16 protein-coding genes and 1 tRNA gene are annotated in these 15,538 nt (G+C 69.5%); 12 read left to right on the plus strand and 5 right to left on the minus strand.

The window, feature by feature from the left end:
- From ACO073_RS13975 to ACO073_RS14030, 12 genes are all read left to right on the plus strand, one after another.
- Positions 1-408 (plus strand): HesB/IscA family protein, encoded by a 408-nt coding sequence (locus ACO073_RS13975; RefSeq protein ID WP_421998095.1) that lies wholly within the window; start codon positions 1-3, stop codon positions 406-408.
- A 5-nt stretch (positions 409-413) separates the two neighbouring features.
- Entirely contained in the window at positions 414-932 is a 519-nt protein-coding gene (hscB, locus tag ACO073_RS13980; RefSeq protein WP_421998096.1) for a Fe-S protein assembly co-chaperone HscB, read from the plus strand.
- Positions 933-935: 3 nt separating this feature from the next.
- A complete protein-coding gene (gene hscA, locus ACO073_RS13985) occupies positions 936-2,843 on the plus strand; it encodes a Fe-S protein assembly chaperone HscA (RefSeq protein WP_421998097.1) in 1,908 nt (635 codons plus the stop codon).
- 14 nt (positions 2,844-2,857) lie between these two features.
- Positions 2,858-3,193, plus strand: coding sequence for a ferredoxin family 2Fe-2S iron-sulfur cluster binding protein (locus ACO073_RS13990; RefSeq protein WP_421998098.1), 336 nt, complete (start codon positions 2,858-2,860; stop codon positions 3,191-3,193).
- Positions 3,194-3,202: 9 nt separating this feature from the next.
- On the plus strand, positions 3,203-3,409 hold the full coding sequence (gene iscX / locus ACO073_RS13995) for a Fe-S cluster assembly protein IscX (protein ID WP_421998100.1): 207 nt from the start codon (positions 3,203-3,205) through the stop codon (positions 3,407-3,409).
- A 57-nt stretch (positions 3,410-3,466) separates the two neighbouring features.
- A complete protein-coding gene (locus ACO073_RS14000) occupies positions 3,467-4,183 on the plus strand; it encodes a hypothetical protein (RefSeq protein WP_421998101.1) in 717 nt (238 codons plus the stop codon).
- A gap of 49 nt (positions 4,184-4,232) precedes the next feature.
- Complete coding sequence (locus ACO073_RS14005) at positions 4,233-4,736, plus strand: hypothetical protein (protein ID WP_421998102.1); 504 nt, start codon at positions 4,233-4,235, stop codon at positions 4,734-4,736.
- Positions 4,737-4,814: 78 nt separating this feature from the next.
- Positions 4,815-5,957, plus strand: coding sequence for a tRNA 2-thiouridine(34) synthase MnmA (mnmA, locus tag ACO073_RS14010; protein ID WP_421998103.1), 1,143 nt, complete (start codon positions 4,815-4,817; stop codon positions 5,955-5,957).
- Positions 5,958-6,041: 84 nt separating this feature from the next.
- Positions 6,042-6,118 (plus strand) — tRNA-Met (locus ACO073_RS14015).
- 153 nt (positions 6,119-6,271) lie between these two features.
- Positions 6,272-7,291, plus strand: a complete 1,020-nt coding sequence (locus ACO073_RS14020; protein ID WP_421998104.1) for an amidohydrolase family protein — start codon at positions 6,272-6,274, stop codon at positions 7,289-7,291.
- Positions 7,288-7,605 (plus strand): NifU family protein, encoded by a 318-nt coding sequence (locus tag ACO073_RS14025; protein WP_421998105.1) that lies wholly within the window; start codon positions 7,288-7,290, stop codon positions 7,603-7,605. Before ACO073_RS14020 ends, ACO073_RS14025 begins: the two co-directional genes overlap by 4 nt.
- A 52-nt stretch (positions 7,606-7,657) precedes the next feature.
- The gene (locus ACO073_RS14030) at positions 7,658-8,680 is read left to right on the plus strand and encodes an NAD(P)/FAD-dependent oxidoreductase (RefSeq protein ID WP_421998106.1); all 1,023 of its coding nucleotides are present in this window, start codon (positions 7,658-7,660) and stop codon (positions 8,678-8,680) included.
- 77 nt (positions 8,681-8,757) lie between these two features.
- On the opposite strand, the gene ACO073_RS14035 is transcribed toward ACO073_RS14030, so the two are convergent.
- From ACO073_RS14035 to ACO073_RS14055, 5 genes are all read right to left on the minus strand, one after another.
- A complete protein-coding gene (locus tag ACO073_RS14035; RefSeq protein WP_422002137.1) occupies positions 8,758-9,897 on the minus strand; it encodes an epoxide hydrolase family protein in 1,140 nt (379 codons plus the stop codon).
- A gap of 262 nt (positions 9,898-10,159) precedes the next feature.
- Positions 10,160-11,233 carry an ABC transporter ATP-binding protein gene (locus ACO073_RS14040; RefSeq protein ID WP_421998107.1) on the minus strand — a complete coding sequence of 358 codons (1,074 nt, stop codon included), beginning with the start codon at positions 11,231-11,233 and terminating at the stop codon, positions 10,160-10,162.
- Entirely contained in the window at positions 11,230-12,234 is a 1,005-nt protein-coding gene (locus ACO073_RS14045) for an ABC transporter ATP-binding protein (protein WP_421998109.1), read from the minus strand. Before ACO073_RS14045 ends, ACO073_RS14040 begins: the two co-directional genes overlap by 4 nt.
- Positions 12,235-12,334: 100 nt before the next feature.
- Positions 12,335-13,801, minus strand: a complete 1,467-nt coding sequence (locus tag ACO073_RS14050; RefSeq protein ID WP_421998110.1) for an amidohydrolase family protein — start codon at positions 13,799-13,801, stop codon at positions 12,335-12,337.
- 159 nt (positions 13,802-13,960) lie between these two features.
- Positions 13,961-15,538, minus strand: coding sequence for an ABC transporter substrate-binding protein (locus ACO073_RS14055; protein ID WP_421998111.1), 1,578 nt, complete (start codon positions 15,536-15,538; stop codon positions 13,961-13,963).

A 15,538-nucleotide genomic window follows, 5' to 3' on the forward strand; every position in this document is an offset into this window, starting at 1 on the left:
ATGAGCACGACGACCGACACGACGACGACCAAGCCTGCCGCGTCGCCGGCGCCCGCTCCGCGGGCCCGCCGTCCGCGCCCGCAGGTCATGACGGTGACGCCGGCGGCCGTCGAGCGCATCAAGGGGCTGATCGAGGGACGCGGCAAGCCGACGGCCGGCATCCGCATCGGTGTGCGCAGCAAGGGCTGCTCGGGCCTCTCCTACACGCTCGAGTTCGCCGATGCGCAGCAGCCGATGGACGAGATCGTCGAGGCGGGCGACGTCAAGCTGATGATCGATCCCAAGGCGTCGCTGTTCCTGATCGGCACCGAGATGGACTATGCCGAGGAGCAGATGAAGTCGGGCTTCGTGTTCAGGAATCCCAACGAGAAGGGACGCTGCGGCTGCGGCGAGTCCTTCCACGTCTGACGGTCATGGATCACTTCGCGCGGCTGGGCCTGCCGGCGGCGCTCGAGCTGGAGCCCGCCGCGCTCGACCGGGCCTATTTCGCGCTCCAGCGGCAGTGGCATCCCGACCGTTTCGTCGCCAGGCCGCCTGAGGAGCGGGCGCGGGCCTCCGTGGAGGCGGCGGCCCTGAACGATGCCTACCGCACCCTGAAGGATCCGCTGTCGCGGGCGGTCTATCTCGCGTCCCTCGAGGGCGTCGACCTGCCGGGCGACGGCAAGACGATCGACGACCCCGAGCTCCTGATGGAGGCGATGGAGCAGCGCGAGGCGCTGCACGAGGCGTCGTCGGCCGAGGCCGTCGATGCGCTGGCGGCCCAGGCGCGCGACGACAGGCGCGAGGCGCTCGCGGCCCTCGGCGGTTTGTTCTTGGCAGGCGACAAGCCTGCCATCAGAAAGGCGCTCCTGCGCCTGCGCTACCTCGACAAGTTCGTCGAGGAGGCGGGGGCGCGGCGGGCAAACATCGAACGGTCTCGGAGAACGGTCTAGGACATGACGCTGCTGGAGATCCACGAGCCGGGCGAGACGCCGCTGCCGCATGCCGGCGAGGGCTCGCTGGCGGTCGGCATCGATCTCGGCACGACCAACTCCGTGGTGGCGATCGCCCGCGAGGGCAAGCCCGCCGCCCTGCACGACGAAACCGGCAAGGCGATGGTGCCCTCCGTCGTGGCCTACCCGACGGCCGGCGGCGTGCTGGTGGGCGACGCGGCGCGTGGGCTGCTGGCCGAGGAGCCCGCCAACGTCGTGGCGTCGGTGAAGCGCCTGATGGGCCGCGGCGCCGAGGACGTCTCCGCCGTCGCCGGCGTGCTGCCCTACGCGATCGAGCCGGGCAGCGGCGCCACCGACATGGTGAAGCTGCGAATCGGCGGCCGGGCGCGCTCGCCGGTCGAGATCTCGGCCGAGATCCTGAAGACGCTGCGGCAGCGCGCCGAGGCGGCGCTGGACAAGCCCGTCGAGCGGGCCGTCATCACCGTGCCCGCCTATTTCGACGATGCCGCCCGCACCGCGACGCGCGACGCCGCCCGGGTTGCCGGGCTGGAGGTCCTCCGCCTTGTCAACGAGCCGACGGCGGCAGCGCTGGCCTACGGCCTCGACAAGGGTGCCGAGGGACTCTACGCGGTCTACGATCTGGGCGGTGGCACCTTCGACTTCTCCCTGCTGCGGCTGGAGAAGGGCGTGTTCCAGGTGCTGGCGACCGGCGGCGACACGGCGCTGGGCGGCGACGACTTCGACAAGGCGATCGCCGAGCGCATGCTGACGGAGCGGGAGAAGGACGGGCTGGCCGACCGGCTGGACGAGGGCGCGGTGAAGACTGCCCTTGCCCTCGGCCGGACCATGAAGGAGCAGCTCACGGAGCGCGACCAGGCCTCGGGCCGCCTCGAGATTGCCGGCGTGCCGTCGTTCCACGCGCTCACCCGGCCCGAGTTCGAGGCGATGATCGAGGCCCTCGTGCGGCGCACGATCGACATCGCGCGCGGCGTGCTGGCCGACGCCGGCATCACCGCGGCGGAGGTCCAGGGCATCGTGCTGGTCGGCGGCTCGACGCGCGTCCCGCTGGTGCGCCAGTCGGTGGCCGGCCTCGCCGGCAAGCCGCCGCTCACCGACATCGATCCCGACGAGGTCGTGGCGCTGGGCGCGGCGCTGCAGGCCGAGGCGCTGACCGGCGGCGGCGACACGCTGCTGCTCGACGTCACGCCGCTGTCGCTCGGCCTCGAGACGATGGGCGGCATCGTCGAGAAGATCGTGCCGCGCAATACGCCGATCCCGGTGCAGCTCGCGCAGGACTTCACCACCTACCAGGACGGCCAGACCGCGATGGCGATCCACGTCGTCCAGGGCGAGCGCGAGATGGTGGGCGACTGCCGCAGCCTGGCCCGCTTCGAGCTGCTGGGCATCCCGCCGATGACCGCCGGGGCCGCGCGCATCCGCGTCACCTTCGCCGTCGACGCCGACGGCCTGCTGACGGTGGCGGCCGAGGAGCGAACGACGGGCGTGCAGCAGCGCATCGAGGTGAAGCCGTCCTATGGGCTCAGCCACGAGGACATGGCGGACATGCTCTACGACAGCCTCGACCATGCCGAGGAGGACATGACACTGCGCCTCCTCACGGAGGCGCGGGTCGAGGCCCGGCGCAACCTGCTCGCGCTCGACGCCGCCCTTGCGCGCGATGGCGGCCTGCTGGACCAGGGCGAGCGCGCCGCGCTCGACGCCGGGCGGGCGCGGCTGGAGGAGGCGATGGCGGGCGAGGACCGCGAGGCGATCAACGCGGCGGCCGAAGCGCTCGAGACGCTGTCCAAGCCGTTCGCCGAACGGCGGATGGATCGTGGCATCCGCGAGGCGCTGTCGGGCCGGTCGGTGACGGAGCTGGAAGGCCGCGTGGCCGATCCGGCGGGCGAGTGACGGGAGTTGGCGGGATGCCGAAGATGACGTTCGTGCTGAAGGATGGCTCGCGCAAGGAGGTCGATGCGCCGCTTGGCTTGAGCGTGCTGGAGATCGCCCATCGCAACGGGATCGGCATCGAGGGCGCCTGCGAGGGCTCGCTGGCCTGCTCGACCTGCCACGTCATCGTCGAGCAGGACTGGTTCGACCAGCTCGGCCCGGCCAGCGAGGACGAGGAGGACATGCTCGATCTCGCCTTCGGGCTCACCCACACGTCGCGCCTGGGCTGCCAGATCCGCATGACCGACGCGCTCGACGGGCTGGTGGTGAGGCTGCCGGCGGCGACCCGCAACATGATGGTCGACAAGTAGGAGGGACCGATGCCGGGCAAGCTGCGCTGGACCGACGTGCGCGACATCGCCATCGAGCTCGAGGAGCGTCATCCCGACGCCGACAACGTCAACCTGCGCTTCACCGACCTGCATCGCTGGGTGATGGAGCTGCCGGATTTCGGCGACGATCCCAACAAGTCGAACGAGAAGATCCTGGAGGCCATCCAGGCGGCCTGGATCGAGGAACGCGACTGATCTGCCGCAATTCGGCCGAAAATTCACCCGTATACAGTGTTCCACTGGGAGGGTCGGATGAGGGGCATTCGCGTTCTGGTACTGCCGCTGCTGCTGGCCGTCGGTCTGGGCGCCTGCGCGTCCAATGCCGTTCAGCCCGGCATCGTCTACACGTCCGGCGCGCCAAGCGGACCGGCTGGCGGGGCCTATGGCAGCCCTCCCCCTGGGAGCTATCCGGGGACCTACAATAGCGGGGGACCCTATGGCGCGACGCGGGTCAGCAGCACGGGGCAGCCCGTGCAGACCGCCGCCTATCCGTCGCAGGCCTATCCCTCGCAAACCTATCCGTCCCAGCCCTCCTATCCGCCGTCCAACGTCCCGCCCCAGGGCAGCTATGCCGGCGGCGTGGGCGACAGCGGTCGGGTCGTGTCCATCCGCGAGGTGCCGCTGGCCGGCCCGGGGTCGGGCGGCGGCGGCAACGGCGCCTTCATGGGCGGCCTGATCGGCGCGGCCGGCGGCGCCACCCTGGGTGCCATCACCAGCCAGACCCTGGGCGGCGGCATCGTCGGCGCGGTGCTCGGCATGGTGGGCGGCGCCATCGCCGGCAGCATCGCCGACGGCCAGCGCGGCTCCGGCCGCGGCATCGAAGTCGTGGTCCAGCGCGACGACGGCCAGCAGGTGACGATCGCGCAGCGCGACGACGGCGACATCCAGCTGGGTGACCGGGTGCAGATCGTGCAGAACCGGCAGGGCGTCGCCCAGGCGGTGCGCGACACGACCCGCAACCCGGACTGACGCTGGCGCGTTTCTCTACTTCTACTACGCTTCGGAGATAGGACGTTCGATGGTCGGCAAGTGGTTGCTCAGCGTTCTCGTGCCGCTGGCTCTGGTGAGCGGGCTTGCTGCCTGCAACGGCGGCGGCGTGCAGCCCGGCGTCGTCAACACCTCGGCCGCCGGCGGTTATCGCGGTGAGACGGGTCGTGTGGTCGGCATCACGGAAGTGCCGGTCCGGACGCGCAACTCCGGCGTCAGCGACGGCACGCTGGTCGGCGGCGGCATCGGTGCCGCGGGCGGCGCGGCGATCGGTGCGGCGACGACGAATTCGGTGGGCGGCGCGGTGGTCGGCGGCCTGCTCGGCGCGGTGGCCGGCGGCATCGCCGGCACGGCGATCGACCAGAACTCGACCCGCCGCGGCATCCAGGTCACGGTCCAGAAGGACAACGGCCAGCGCGTGGTCATCGCCCAGCCCGACGACGGCGACATCCAGATGGGCGACCGGGTGGCGATCGTCTACGACCGCAACGGCACGGCCAAGGCCGTGCGCGACACCGGCTATCGCGACTACTAGCCGGCCGGGTTTCGGGCTCGGGTCCCTGAGGGACCCGAGGTGGCCGGCCGCGGGCGGGAGGCCTATATAGGCCCCGTCATGGCCCTCAACTCCCTCGATATCGACAAGGCGCCGGGCGACACCCGCGTGGTCGTCGCCATGTCGGGCGGCGTCGATTCGTCGGTGACGGCGGCGCTCCTGAAGGAGCAGGGCTACGACGTCGTCGGCATCACCCTGCAGCTCTACGACCACGGCGTCGCGGTGGGCCGCGCCGGGGCCTGCTGCGCCGGCCAGGACATCCAGGACGCCCGCACCGTCGCCGAGACGCTCGGCATCCCGCACTACGTCCTCGACTACGAGAGCCGGTTCCGGGCCGAGGTGATGGACGCCTTTGCCGAGTCCTACCTGCGCGGCGAGACGCCGGTCCCGTGCATCGCCTGCAACCGTACCGTCAAGTTCCGCGACCTGCTGCGCACGGCCCGCGAGCTGGGCGCCGAGGCGCTGGCGACCGGCCACTATGTCCGGCGGGTGGCGGGCGAGGCGGGGCCGGAACTCCATCGCGGCGCCGACCCGGCGCGCGACCAGAGCTACTTCCTGTTCGGCACGACGGCCGAGCAGCTCGACCTGCTGCGCTTCCCCCTGGGCGACCTGCCCAAGAGCGAGACGCGGGCGCTGGCCGAGCGCTTCGGGCTGGCCGTCGCCGACAAGCCGGACAGCCAGGACATCTGCTTCGTGCCGAACGGCGACTATGCCTCGGTCGTGCGCAGGCTGCGGCCGGACGCCGTCGAGGCGGGCGACATCGTCGACCTGGAGGGGCGGGTGCTGGGCCGCCACGACGGCATCGTGCGCTTCACCGTCGGCCAGCGTCGCGGCCTGGCGTTGGGCGACCGCGAGGGCACCGGGAACGAGCCGCTCTACGTCGTGCGTCTCGAGCCCGAGGCTCGGCGCGTCGTGGTCGGCCCGCGCTCGGCGCTCGGCCGCCAGGAGATCGCCCTGCACGACGTGAACTGGCTGGGACCGCGCACCGCGGGCTCCATGCCGGTGCAGGTGCGCGTCCGCTCCTCGCAGGCCCTTCGGCCGGCCGAGATCGAATTGTCGGCCGACGGCGATCCCGCGGGGGCTGTCGTCCGCTTCGCCGAGCCGGAAGTCGGCGTCTCGCCCGGCCAGGCCTGTGTCGTCTACGATGCCGAGACCGGCAGCCGCGTGCTGGGCGGCGGCTTCATCCGGCGATTCGCGGCCTGACGGGACCCTGCATTGGGCGAGAAATCGGCCGGCCGGGCGTTTCTTGACAGCGAGCGCGCGCTGCCCTTAATACCGCGCACCCATGGCTGGGTAGCTCAGCTGGTTAGAGCACGGCACTCATAATGCCGGGGTCGGCGGTTCAAGTCCGCCCCCAGCTACCAACCTTTCGATGACTTGGCCGCCGGATGTGCCCCACAACGGGCCATCCGGTGCGCCGGCATGCCTATTTGCGATCGGTGTGAAATGGTTTTCACTGACTTGGTGGCCGCAGGGCGTGGGACGCCTTGTCCTCGGCACGAGATGGGAGAACCGAAATGCTGAACGGCGATGTCTTCGTCTTCGACAATGTCGTGCACATGTACGACCTGTCGGACGACAACCTGAAGCGACCGGACAACGACGCCGACCGCCACTGGCATCTCACCATCGGCAAGCAGAAGCGGCCAAAGGGGCAGGACAAGGCTGCCGGCATCACCGACCCCTACAGCGCGTTCGCCAAGCGCTGGACCTCGCCCGAGCTCGGCAAGATGCTGTTCGAGGACAGCTCGACCGACATGGCGATGGCGCAGGCCGTCGTCCTCTACGACGTCTACAAGGACGGCTTCGCTCCGGTGCGCGCGCAGTACGATTTCTGCAAGGCGTTCCCCGAGCGCACGCTGTTCTGTGGCGGTGTCGATCCGGGCTACCCCAGTGTCGCAGCGGCCTGCGAGGAGATGGAGCGCCAGGTCAAGGAGTGGGGTGCTGTCTCCTTCAAGTTCTATACCGGCCACCTCGAGGGCAAGTCGTGGCGGGCCGACGATCCCAAGATCGCCTATCCCCTGTTCGAGAAGGCGCGTTCGCTCGGTGTCAAGGTCCTGCAGTTCCACAAGGGCTTCCCGATCACGCGGGCCAAGCTCGAAGATCTGAGCCCGCTCGACCTGCAGCAGGCGGCGATGGACTTCCCCGACATGATCTTCGGCCTGCACCACCTCGCGCTCCCTTACTTCGAGGAAACGGTGTTCATCGCCGAGCGCTTCCCCAACGTGCACCTGGTGCTGTCGGGCACCATGAACCTGCCGGTGGTGGCGCCCTGGGAGTTCAAGATGTATCTCGGCCGCATCCTGCGCGACATCGGCTCCGACCGTATCCTGTGGGGCTCGGAATGCCCGCTGCTCGGCAACCCGCAGCCGGTCATCGAGTGGTTCTGGAACATGCAGATCGACGAGGAACTGCAGGAGCGCTACGGCTTCCCCGAGATCACCGAGACCGACAAGCGCCGCATCCTGGGCGAGAACCAGGCAAAGCTGTTCGGCATCGACCTCGAGAAGAAGAAGCGGGAGCTGGCGGCGGTATGATCGACGATCTCACCACGACCGTGATCGAAGTGCTCGACACGCAGGTCCGGCCGCTGCTGGCGGTGCACGGCGGCGGCGTCGAGCTGATCGAGGTGACGCCGGCCGGCGAGGTCAGGCTCGAATACCAGGGCGCCTGCCGTGGCTGTGCGCTCAAGTCCACGACCTACGTGCTGGGAATCCGCCAGAAGCTGATGCCGGTTCCCGGCGTCACCGAGGTCACGGTCGAGGGCGTTCGCCTGTCGCGTGCTGCGCTGGAGCGCGCGGCCCGCATGTACGCCAGCTATTCGCCCTGGGTCGGCGCGCCGCCGACCTGAACCCCCCAGTCTGGGGCTTTATTTTGTGGACTCTCTTCGCCACGTTCAGCCCATGGCCAGCGGACACATGCACCAGACCGACGTCGTGATCGTGGGGGCGGGCCCCGTCGGCCTGTTCGCCGTGTTCGAGTGCGGCATGGTGCGGCTCAACTGCCACGTCGTCGACGTCCTCGACGATGTCGGCGGCCAGTGCACGGCCCTCTACCCCGAGAAGCCGATCTACGACATTCCCGGGTTCCCGCGCGTCGAGGCGGCCGAGCTGGTGGTGCGCCTGAAGGCCCAGGCCGCCGCCTTCCGGCCGGTCTACCATCTCGGCGAGCAGGTCCAGGCGCTGGAGCCCCTGACCGGCGGCTTCTGGAAGGTGACGACCTCGAAGGGCACGGTGATCCAGGCCCGGGCGGTGATCGTCGCCGCCGGCGTCGGCGCCTTCGGGCCGAACCGGCCGCCGCTGGCCGGCATCGAGGCGTTCGAGGGCCGCAGCGTGTTCTACTACGTGACCCAGCGCGAGGCCTTCCGCGGCAAGCGCGTGGTGATCGCCGGCGGCGGCGACAGCGCCGTCGACTGGGCGCTGTCGCTGTCGGAGATCGCGGCCCGCGTCTCGGTCGTCCATCGCCGCGCCCGGTTCCGCGCCGCCCCGGAGAGCGAGGCGCGCCTGCAGGCGCTGGCGAAGGAAGGTGGGCTCGATCTGGTCGTACCCTATCAGCTGCATGGGCTGGAAGGCGCCGACGGCCAGCTCACGGCGGTGACGGTCGCGACCCTCGACGGCGACGTGAAGCGCCTCGAGGCCGATGCGCTGCTGCCGTTCTTCGGGCTCTCGATGTCGCTGGGGCCGATCGCCGACTGGCAGCTCGCGCTGGAGCACAACCAGATCGCCGTCGAGGCGGCGACGGCCGCGACCAGCAAGCCCGGCATCTTCGCCATCGGCGACATCGTCACCTATCCCGGCAAGCTGAAGCTGATCCTGACCGGCTTCGCCGAGGCCGCCATCGCCGCACGCTCGGCCTATGCGCTGATCCATCCCGAGACGCCGCTTCACTTCGAGTATTCGACGACGTCCGGCGTGCCGACCGCATGATCTTCTGGACCGCGAGCGTCCACGCTCGCTCTTGCTCATGAGCGCGCCGGGAGGCGCGCAGTCCAGAAGAGTATGAGCTAACGCAGCGTCCGGAAGAAGCGGCGCACGTCCTCGACGAACAGGGCCGGCTGCTCGAAGGCAGCGAAATGGCCGCCCTTCGGCATCTCGCGCCAGTGCGAGATGTTGGCGAAGGAACCTTCCATCCATTTGCGCACCGGCGTCACGATCTCCTTGGGAAACACCGCGACGCCGGTCGGCACGTCGACCTGATGCCGGGTGCGGCGGTCGGGGCCGAAGCTCTCCCAGTAGAGCCGGGCCGAGGAGCCGGCCGTCGCCGTCACCCAGTAGAGCATGACGTTGTCCAGAAGCTCGTCGCGGCCCAGCACGGTCTCGGGATGGCCGTCGCAGTCGGTCCAGGCCCAGAACTTCTCGAGGATCCAGGCGGCCTGTCCGGCCGGCGAATCGGTCAGGCCATAGGCCAGCGTCTGCGGCCGCGTCGACTGCTGCTTGGAATAGCCCGAATCCCGTTCGGCGTAGTACTTGATGCCGTTCAGGGCCCGCACTTCCTCGGGCGTGGGTTCGCCGACGACATTGGGGCGCGCCGACATGGCGAGCGTGATGTGGATGCCGGCGCAGTGCGCGGCATCGAGCGCACCGATCGCCGTCGTCACCGCCGAGCCCCAGTCGCCGCCCTGCGCGCCGTAGCGCGCATAGCCCAGCCGCTCCATCAGCCGGGCCCAGGTGGCGGCGATGCGATCGACGCCCCAGCCCGTGGTCGCGGGCTTGCCCGAGAAGCCGAAGCCGGGGAGGGAGGGGCAGATCACGTGGAAGGCGTCGGCCGCCTCGCCGCCGTGCGCCGGCGGGTCGACCAGGGGTTCGATCACCTTGTGGAACTCGACGATCGAGCCGGGCCAGCCGTGGGTGATCAGCAGCGGCATCGCGCCGGGATGCGGCGAACGGGCATGGATGAAGTGGATGTCGAGCCCGTCGATCGGCGTGACGAACTGGGCGAAGCGGTTGAGCTCAGCCTCGCGCCGCCGCCAGTCGTACTGCTCGGCCCAATGGCGGCAGACCTCCTGGATCCAGGCGAGCGGCGCGCCCTGGCTCCAGTCGGCGACCGTCTCGCGCTCCGGCCACCGGGTGCGGCGCAGGCGCGTCCGGAGATCGTCGAGCACCTCGTCGGCGACGGCGATGCGGAAGGGCCGGATGTCGTTCATCGCGTCACCCGCCGACACCCGCTGGGTGATCGCCGTCATGTCGATGACCTCGGCGCGCGCCGTCGCTGGGGCCGCGAGCGATGGCCCAACGGCCGCCATCAGGATGTCCCCTTGTCATCTTCCCCCCAAAGCATTGGCGTCCTTAGCCTGCCCTGCGGGTGGTGGAGGCACAATGGACTTCGCTGAAGCATCGAGCGTTCGGTCGCAATCGGCCGAACGCTCGATGCCAAAGGCAGGGATGTCCGATCTATTGCAAGCCGCTCTAACCGGCGGCCGCTTCGGGCTGTGCGAGCTTCCGGAGGGCCGCCAGCCGGCGGGCATAGGGCGGCTCGGACTCGGGGACCAGGCCGGCGGCCGTGATGCTCTCGGCGAAGTGGCAGGCGACGACCTGGCCCTCGTCGCCGACCGGCCGGAGCGCCGGCTCCTCCGCCCGGCAGCGCTCCTGGGCATAGGCGCAGCGGGTGTGAAAGCGGCAGCCGGGCGGCGGATTGAGCGGGCTTGGCACGTCGCCCGCGAGTTGGATGCGCTCGCGCCGGGCGGTGGGGTCGGGAACCGGCACGGCCGACAGCAGCGCCTGGGTGTAGGGGTGGCGCGGCCTCGCGAACAGGCTGCGCTTGGGACCGAGCTCGACGATCTTGCCGAGATACATCACGGCGACGCGGTCGCTGATATGGCGCACCACCGCGAGGTCGTGGGCGATGAAGATGTACGACAGGCCGAGCCGCTGCTTCAGGTCCTGCAGCAGGTTGACGACCTGCGCCTGGATCGACACGTCGAGCGCCGACACGGGCTCGTCGCAGACGATCAGCCTGGGCTGCGAGGCCAGCGCGCGGGCGATGCCGATGCGCTGGCGCTGGCCGCCCGAGAACTCGTGCGGATAGCGCAGCGCATGCCAGGCCGACAGGCCGACCTCGCGCAAGAGCTCGTCGATGCGGCGGCGCAGGGCGGCGCCCGAGGCGATGCCGTGCAGCCGCAGGGGCTCGGCCAGCGTGTCGCCCACGGTGAGGCGCGGGTTCAGCGAGGCATAGGGATCCTGGAAGATGATCTGCATGTCCCGCCTGAGGTCGCGCAGCGCCCGGCGGTCGAGCGCCCGCACGTCGCGGCCGGCGAAGCGGATGGTGCCGGCGGTGGCCTCGATCAGGCGCAGGACCATGCGGCCGGTCGTCGACTTGCCGCAGCCGGATTCGCCGACCAGCGCCAATGTCTCGCCCGGCGCCACGTCGAAGCTCAGCCCGTCGACCGCGCGCACCGTCCCGACGGTGCTCTGGAAGACGATGCCGCGCTTCACCGGAAAGTGCTTGGTGAGGCCGGCGATGGAGAGGAGAGGCTCGCTCACGACGCGGCCGCTGCGGCGAGCGACAGGTCGAGGGGCGCCTTCCAGCAGGCGGCGCGATGGCCGGCAGTGATCTCGCGCAGGACGGGCGGTTCGGCGCGGCAGCGGGCATCGGCCAGCGGGCAGCGCGGGCTGAAGCGGCAGCCCGGGGGCAGGGCGAACGGGTTGGGCACGACGCCCTCGATCGCGGTCAGCCGCTCGTCGCCGTCGCTGCCCAGGCGCGGGATCGAGCCCAGCAGGCCGAGCGTGTAGGGATGCTGCGGGTCGGCGAAAAGGGCGCCTACCGGCGCCTCCTCGACGACGCGTCCGGCGTACATCACGATCACGCGGTGCGCGAGCTCGGCCACGACGCCGAGGTCGTGGGTGATCAGCATGATGGCCGTGCCGGTCCGTTCCCGCAGATCGCGCAGCAGGTCGAGGATCTGCGCCTGGATGGTGACGTCGAGCGCCGTCGTCGGCTCGTCGGCGATCAGGATCTTGGGATCGCAGGCCAGTGCCATGGCGATCATCACGCGCTGGCGCATGCCGCCCGAGAGCTGGTGCGGGTACTCGTCCAGCCGCGTCTCGGGCGAGGGGATCTTCACCAGCCGCAGCATCTCGAGCGCGCGCGCCCGCGCCGCCGCCGCCGAGACCGGGCGATGCAGCAGGATCGCCTCGACGATCTGCTCGCTGACCGTCTGGACCGGGTTGAGGCTGGTCATCGGCTCCTGGAAGATCATCGAGACCGCGTCGCCGCGTACCGCGCGCATCTCCGACTCGGGCAGGTCGAGGAGATTGCGGCCCTCCAGCCGGATCTCGCCGGCGGCGATGCGGCCCGGCGGGTTGGGGACCAGCCGCATGATCGACAGCGACGTCACCGACTTGCCGCATCCCGATTCACCCACGATGCCCAGCGTCTCGCCCGGCGCCAGGGCGAAGGAGACGCCGTCGACGGCGGCGAACACGCTGCCGGCGGAACGGAACTCGGTCCGCAGGTCGCGGACCTCGAGGAGGGGGGAAGTCATGTGCTGACGCTCGGTGTCATCCCGAGCGCAGCGAGGGACCTTTCCTGTTGCCTCAAAAGTCCCTCGGCCTTCGGCCTCGGGATGACAGCCTCCCCGTGAATCACGTCACCGGCCTCGACTGCGGCAGCCGGTCCTTGGTGCCGTACACGGCCGGGGCGAGCTGGTCGGCGGTGCGGCCGGCCCAGTCGCGCTGGGGCACGGTCTTCAGCCGCTTGCGCTGGCCCTCGATCAGGCCGGCCGTGGCCGCCTCGACGTCGACCGTCAGCACCTTGCCGTCCTTCACCACCTGCGCGCCGTCGACATAGACGTGGCGGATGGCGCGCTCGCTCGCCGAGTAGATCAGGCTGCGGACCGGCTCGTGCGCCGGCTGCATGTAGGGATGGCTCATGTCGACCAGCGAGAAGTCGGCCTTGGATCCCGGCGCCAGGCGGCCGAGGTCGGGCCGGCGCAGGATGCCGGCGCCGCCCACCGTCGCCGCCTCGAAGGCGTGCCGGGTTGTGCCCATCTTGTAGTTGCCGGTGAAGACGCGCGCGGCGTAGCAGGCCAGCCTGATCTCATCGACCATGTTGTGCGGGAACGTGTCGGTGCCGATGCCGACCGGGATGCCGGCGTCCATGTAGCGGCCGATCGAGTTCAGCACCATGCCGCGGCGGGCGAACACGGTCGGGCAGTGCGCCACCGCCGCGCCCGAGTCGCGCAGCCGCTCGAAGTCGTTGGCATGCGGATAGTGGATCTGCGGATGGTCGTTGAGAAAGATGCCGTGGCCGATCACCAGGTCGGGGCCCAGCACGCCGATCGACTCCAGCCACTCGATGGGAGTCTTGCCGTGTCGATGCACCATCTCGTGGAACTCGACGACGGCCTGGCAGGCGTGGGTCTGCATCGGGATGCCTCGCCGCTTCGCCTCCTGGTGGGCTTCCTTGAAGTAGCCCTCCTTGCAGGTGTCGATCTGCGAAGGCCCGACCATTCCCGACAGGCGGCCGCTGGGATGCTTCGTGGCGGCGTCGATCGTCTTCATGGCCGCGGCGAAGGCCTTCTCGCCGGCTTTCTCGTCCCAGGCGTATTCGACCGTGTGGCCGTTCTTCGTGTACCAGTAGCCTTGCCGCATCATCGGGCAGAGCACGGCGCGGATCCCGGTCGCGGCCAGGTCGTCGACCCAGCCGTCGCGGCTCATCGACAGGTCCGAGATCGTCGTGACGCCGCTCTTCAGCAGCTCGGACATGGCCACCATCGTCGATGGTCCGGCATCCTCGGCGTCGAGGCCGAACACCGGCAGGTACTCGTAGAGCGAGCTCTGGCCGAGCTTGTCGCTGCCATACTCCTCCGTGAGGCCCTTGTTGGCCGGCTCGGAGAAGGGGTGGCTGTGGACGTTGACGAATCCCGGGATCGCCATGAAGCCGCGACCGTCTACCGTCGTATCGGCCGCTCCGGCGTATCCCGGCCCGACATGAACGACCTCGTTGCCCTTGAAGACGAGATCGCCGCCGTCGAGGTAGACGTGGCGCCGCTCCGATTCGTCCCATGCCACCACATGGTCGAGGTCGGCGATGCGGGTGGTCCTTGTCATGGGTTTCATCCCTTGCTGTCCGTCGTCTCTTGTCATGCTCCTCTCCCCCGTCAGGGGGAGAGGCTGGGTGAGGGGCTACACCCGTCGATTCCCCCTCACCTTACCTCTCCCCCTGGCGGGGGAGAGGAACTTGAGGAGTGAAAGCGTCTAGCCGCCGTTCTACTTGAACGCGATCCCCAGGCCCTTGTAGAGGCCGCAGCCGTAGTTGCCGTGGGCCCGGATGGGCTTCAGCTTGGAACCGGCGACGACGAACAGCGGCTCGTGGAACAGGGGGATCCAGACCGCGGCATCATGCACCTTCTTCTGCACCGCCGCATAGGCGTCGGCGCGGGTCGCGTTGTCGGTCGCCGTCGAGCCCTTCTCGAGGAGATCGTCGGTCTCCTTGTCTTTCCAGTTCATGCGGTTCGGCGTCGGCGTGTTGGCCGAGCGGAAGTAGAGGTTCAGCGCGTCGCCGGCGCTGACATAGGGGAAGCTCATGCCGAAGGCGTCGAACTCCTGGGTCGCGAGCTTGCCCCAGGCCACCGTCGAGTCGAAGAGCTGGATCTGCAGGTCGATGCCCACCTTGCGCAGGTCGCCCTGCACGGCTTCGGCGATCTCCTTGAAGGCGCCGGCGATGCCGTAGACGATCGGCGCGAGCTTCTTGCCGTCCTTGTAGCGGAACCCGTCCGGGCCCTTCTTCCAGCCGGCCTCGTCGAGCAGCTTCTCGGCCTCCTTGACGTTCTCGCCGTAGATGGCGCGGTCGACCTTGTCGTTGAAGTCGAGCACGCCGGGCATCAGCATGGTCGAGGCGGGCTCGGCGAAGCCGAAGGTGACGGCCTCGGCGATCGCCTTCTGGTCCACGGCCAGGTTCATCGCCTTGCGCACGCGAACGTCGTTCATCAGCTCCTTGTCGACCTTGAAGCCGATGAAGTAGGTCCAGAAGTAGTTCTCGGCCTTGGTGACCGACAGCGACTTGTTGGCCTGCAGCTCCTTGATCGACCAGTAGGGCACGTACTGGCTGGCATCCGCCTGTCCGGCCTGGAGGGCGGTGACGCGCGTGTTCTCCTCGGGAACGACCTTCCAGATGAGCTTGTCGACCTGCGCCTCGGTGGCGTCGTAGATCGGCGGTCCCCACTTGTAGCCCTTGTGCTTGACCAGCACGGTCGAATCGCGCGGCGTCCAGCTTTCGAGGCAGTAGGGTCCCGTGCCGTCGAAGGCCTTGACGCCGAAATCGGCGCCCAGCTGCTTCACCTGGTCGATGTTCAGCACCGTGTGGAAATACTGCGTCATCTGATAGAGGAGCTCGGAGAAGGGCTTCTTGAGCTTGTAGACGACCGTGTAGTCGTCCGGCGCGGTGATCGTGTCGACGTCACCCATGCGCCACTTGACCAGACCCTTGGTCTCGGGATCGCGCCAGCGCTCGTAGGTCGCCACGACGTCCTTGGCGGTCATCTTCTTGCCGCTGCAGAAGCTGACGTCGTCGCGCAGCTTGAACGTGTAGGTGAGGCCGTCGGGCGACACGGTCCAGCTCTTGGCCAGGCCCGGCTTCACGGTCTTCATGTCGAAGTCGAGGTTCACCATCGTGTCGCCGATCATGTAGATGACCTCGGCGCCCGAGCGAGCCGTCGACTTGTGCGGGTCGTAGCGGTCGGTGTCGATCTCGCGCACCACCGTCACCGTCTTCTGTGCGAGGGCAGGACCCGCCGCACCGATGACGGCTGCCGCGGCCACCGCCGCCCATGCCATGCGATTGCTCAT

This window comes from Reyranella sp., from assembly GCF_965229815.1.
Taxonomy (GTDB): Bacteria; Pseudomonadota; Alphaproteobacteria; order Reyranellales; family Reyranellaceae; genus Reyranella.